The sequence below is a fragment of the Longimicrobium sp. genome (genome assembly GCF_036280135.1).
GTDB lineage: Bacteria > Gemmatimonadota > Gemmatimonadetes > Longimicrobiales > Longimicrobiaceae > Longimicrobium.
Window position 1 is genome coordinate 1 of the sequence record NZ_DASURI010000508.1, and the last position, 2,992, is coordinate 2,992.

General features: G+C 72.2%; 4 protein-coding genes. All 4 read right to left on the reverse strand.

Annotation, left to right across the window (positions count from 1 at the left end; genetic code table 11):
• Positions 1 to 81: 81 nt before the first annotated feature.
• Positions 82 to 618: a hypothetical protein gene (locus tag VFZ20_RS16425; protein ID WP_329684994.1), complete on the reverse strand. Its 537-nt coding sequence runs from the start codon at positions 616 to 618 to the stop codon at positions 82 to 84.
• Between the two features lie 11 nt (positions 619 to 629).
• On the reverse strand, positions 630 to 1,388 hold the full coding sequence (locus VFZ20_RS16430; RefSeq protein WP_329684995.1) for a DUF2092 domain-containing protein: 759 nt from the start codon (positions 1,386 to 1,388) through the stop codon (positions 630 to 632).
• Positions 1,389 to 1,441: 53 nt separating this feature from the next.
• The gene (locus VFZ20_RS16435; protein ID WP_329684996.1) at positions 1,442 to 2,293 is read right to left on the reverse strand and encodes a hypothetical protein; all 852 of its coding nucleotides are present in this window, start codon (positions 2,291 to 2,293) and stop codon (positions 1,442 to 1,444) included.
• Positions 2,294 to 2,534: 241 nt separating this feature from the next.
• Positions 2,535 to 2,909 carry a DUF1622 domain-containing protein gene (locus VFZ20_RS16440; RefSeq protein WP_329684997.1) on the reverse strand — a complete coding sequence of 125 codons (375 nt, stop codon included), beginning with the start codon at positions 2,907 to 2,909 and terminating at the stop codon, positions 2,535 to 2,537.
• Positions 2,910 to 2,992 lie beyond the last annotated feature (83 nt).

Genomic DNA, 2,992 nt, shown 5'->3' on the forward strand with positions numbered 1-2,992 from the left:
GGGTACGGGGGGGCTGGGGGGGAGGGGGGCGCGGGGCACCGTGCCCCGCGCCGTGCGATGCCGGGGGTTCATCCCGGCCCGCTACTCCGGCGGCGTCACCACCACGTAGCCCGCCTCCGTGCCGTAGAACTGCGGCTGGTACCAGATGCCGTCGCAGTTCTGGTAGGTGATCCCGTTCTCCACCACCACCTCGCAGTACGGGGGCAGGGTGTTGACGATGGAGCCCACCGCCGCCGCCGTGGCCGCCCGCGACACCGTGTTGGCCGCGTGGATGACGGCCGCCGTGGCCACGGGGTGAAAGCAGCAGCCGTCGTGGTCGTCGTACCAGCCGCCGTGGGCGTTCACGTCGATGTCACGGTGGACGTCGATGTCGCGGTTGATGTTCACGTCACGGTTCACGTCACGGTTGACGTCGCGGTTCGCCACGCGGCTGCGGTCCACGGCGGGCCGGTTGACGGCGGCGCGGTTCACGTCCACGTGCGGCCGCGCGTTGACGGATGCGCGCGCGGCCCCGCGCGACGCCATCCCGCCCCCGAAGCGGCGCTGCGCCTCCGCCTGCGCGGCACAGAGCACCACCCCCAGCAGCGCCAGGAACAGCAGTGGAACGAGCTTTCTCATCGGAGCCTCCTTCAGTTGCGGGATGCGCGCTCCGCGGCGACTTCCGCGAAGGTGATCTGCCGGGCGTCCGCCGGCGGTACGAAGGCGAACGCGGCATCGTTGAACGACGGCGCCAGGTTCCAGGTGTACGTCGTGGCGTGCTGGGGCCGCGCCTCGTCCGTCAGGGTGGTGAGCACCAGCCGGCACGGCAGGGGGAACTCGCCCTTCTGGATCCAGACCTGCCAGTCCAGCCCCGCCTGCCGAAAGGCGTACTGCTCGCAGGTCACGCCTCCCACCTCCGCGGGTCCGACGACCATGGCGGAGGTGATCTCGGCCACGCGCGCCTCGGGCGTTCCCCAGCGGAAGAGGTCCACCAGGGGGAGTTCCACCCCGTGCCGGTCCTCCAACTGCCGCGCCAGGTCCTGGATGCTCCCCGGCGCCGCCGTCGTGGCGTAGAAGTTCAGCCGCGGCGCAAAGAGGGTGAACGAGCGGCCATCGTACAGCAGCAGCCGCTGCTGCCGGTCGTCCGACACGTTCACGCGCAGGCGCCTGGGCTGGTCCGCCACCAGGTCCGCCGAGCTCGCGAGCTGCACCTTCTGCCCGTCGGCCAGGACCTCCTCGCGGGTGATCTCCGCGCGTACCTGGAAGGTGGTCAGCGAGTTCAGGTAGGTGCCCATCCGCGCCAGGGCGTTCATCGCCGCCGTGTCCACCTGGGCGCGCGCGGGGGCCGGCGGCTGCCACGCCGCGGCCACGGCCGCGAGCGCGAGGGCGCGAAATGCTCTGTTTCTCATGGATCTCCTCCTCCTCCAGGGTTTGTGGGAACCGGCGGCGCGGGCCTCCCGCGCTACCTCGCGATCAGGGCCACGCCCGCGGTCAGCGTCCACTTCCGCGAGCCGGGCTCGTCCCGCAGGTTGTACTGCGGGTTCACGAACAGCCGCAGCGGCTGCCGCGCGAGGGCCGTCACGTAGTTCACCTGCAGCCCCAGGGGCACGTTGACGAAGCGCCCCTCGTTCCAGTCAACCGTGTACTGCAGGTCTCCCAGGGCCAGGCTCAGGTGCTCGTCCACGGTGTACGCCAGCACCGGCTGCAGCTGCGAGGTGGCGATGTCGTCCCCGCTGAACAGGTTCTGGTTGAAGACGCCCGCGGTCCAGCGCCCGGCCGGCACCACGATGCCAAGGGCGGGACCCATGGCGTACGTGTCGACGCCGGGCCCCTTCGGCGTGCCGAAGCTGGCCACCGCGCCGATGGCGAGCCGGACCCCGCCGGCGGGGACGATGACGACGTCGAATACGCTCACGTCTCCCAGCCCGTCGCGGCCCTCCGGCGTGCTCGCACGATAGGGAATGGTGACGCGCAGGATGTTCCCGGCCCCGAACGCCAGGAAGGGAACGGCCACCTGCAGGTCCGTCTCGTTCTCGTCGTCGTCCAGGTACCAGTGCGACGGCACGTACCGGTTCTGCACGGTGATGGTCTTGAGCGGGGCGGTGGGGTCCACCACCTGTGCGGAGAGGTTGCCGCCCTCCTGCGCCGGCTGCCCCTGCCCGCGCCCCTGGGCGGCGAGCCCGCCGGCCGCCAGCAGCTGCAGGAGGAGCGCGCGGAGGGGAGGAATCCACCGCCCTCCGACCGTTGCCCCGCGGTCCCGCCGCCGGGGAACCGCTGCCCCGCTCTCCCTCTCGCGCGCCGCTTTCGTTCGCATCGTCCGGATCCTTTCCCCGCTCCCTCGTTCCCGGCCCCGTGTCCGCACCCAAGATATGCCGCCCAGCGAGCCGGCAGCTTGGACACTCTTGCCTGCGGTGGCGACGGCGCCTGTGCCCCCGGCAGCCGCGGATCTCACGCAGAGGCACAGAGAGACACGGGAGAGACGGGCTCTTCGCTCTTTTCTCTCCGCGCCTCCGCATCTCCGCGTGAACCCGGGTCTTGTCTTGGACCTGCCCGGGTCACGGCGAGGGCGGCTCCGGGGCGTGCCGGCGCTCGGCGAGCTTCTCCAGGTCCGCCTCCAGCGTGTAGTTGAGAAAGGTGCGGATGAGGGCCAGCGCGGCCACCTGGCCAATGTCCGCCCAGGTGCGCGAGACGGCGGTGTGCAGCAGGTCCGCCGCAAGCTGGAACTCCAGCGCCAGCACCAGCCACCGCGCCAGTCCCAGCCACACGGCCCGCTGCCCGTCCACGCCCAGTCGTCGCTCCGCCGCCCGCCGAAGGAGGGACGCGAAGGCCCAGGCCGCCGCGCAGGCCAGCAGGAGCGCCGCCATCCCCTCCACGGCCAGCGACGCCGCCTCCACCGCGTGCGCGAACCGCTCCGGCGCGGGCTCAGCCATGGGGCCCGCGCCCTGCGGGGGAGGCAAGGCGGGGGCGACCGGGGGGGACTCGCTCCTCGCGGCGCCCCACCGATTCCAGGTAG

What these genes read in the sequence shown, in the direction of transcription:
- VFZ20_RS16425 (WP_329684994.1), bottom strand. Translation starts at nt 618, where the DNA reads ATGAGAAAGCTCGTTCCACTGCTGTTCCTGGCGCTGCTGGGGGTGGTG.
- VFZ20_RS16435 (WP_329684996.1), bottom strand. Translation starts at nt 2,293, where the DNA reads ATGCGAACGAAAGCGGCGCGCGAGAGGGAGAGCGGGGCAGCGGTTCCC.
- VFZ20_RS16430 (WP_329684995.1), bottom strand. Translation starts at nt 1,388, where the DNA reads ATGAGAAACAGAGCATTTCGCGCCCTCGCGCTCGCGGCCGTGGCCGCG.
- VFZ20_RS16440 (WP_329684997.1), bottom strand. Translation starts at nt 2,909, where the DNA reads ATGGCTGAGCCCGCGCCGGAGCGGTTCGCGCACGCGGTGGAGGCGGCG.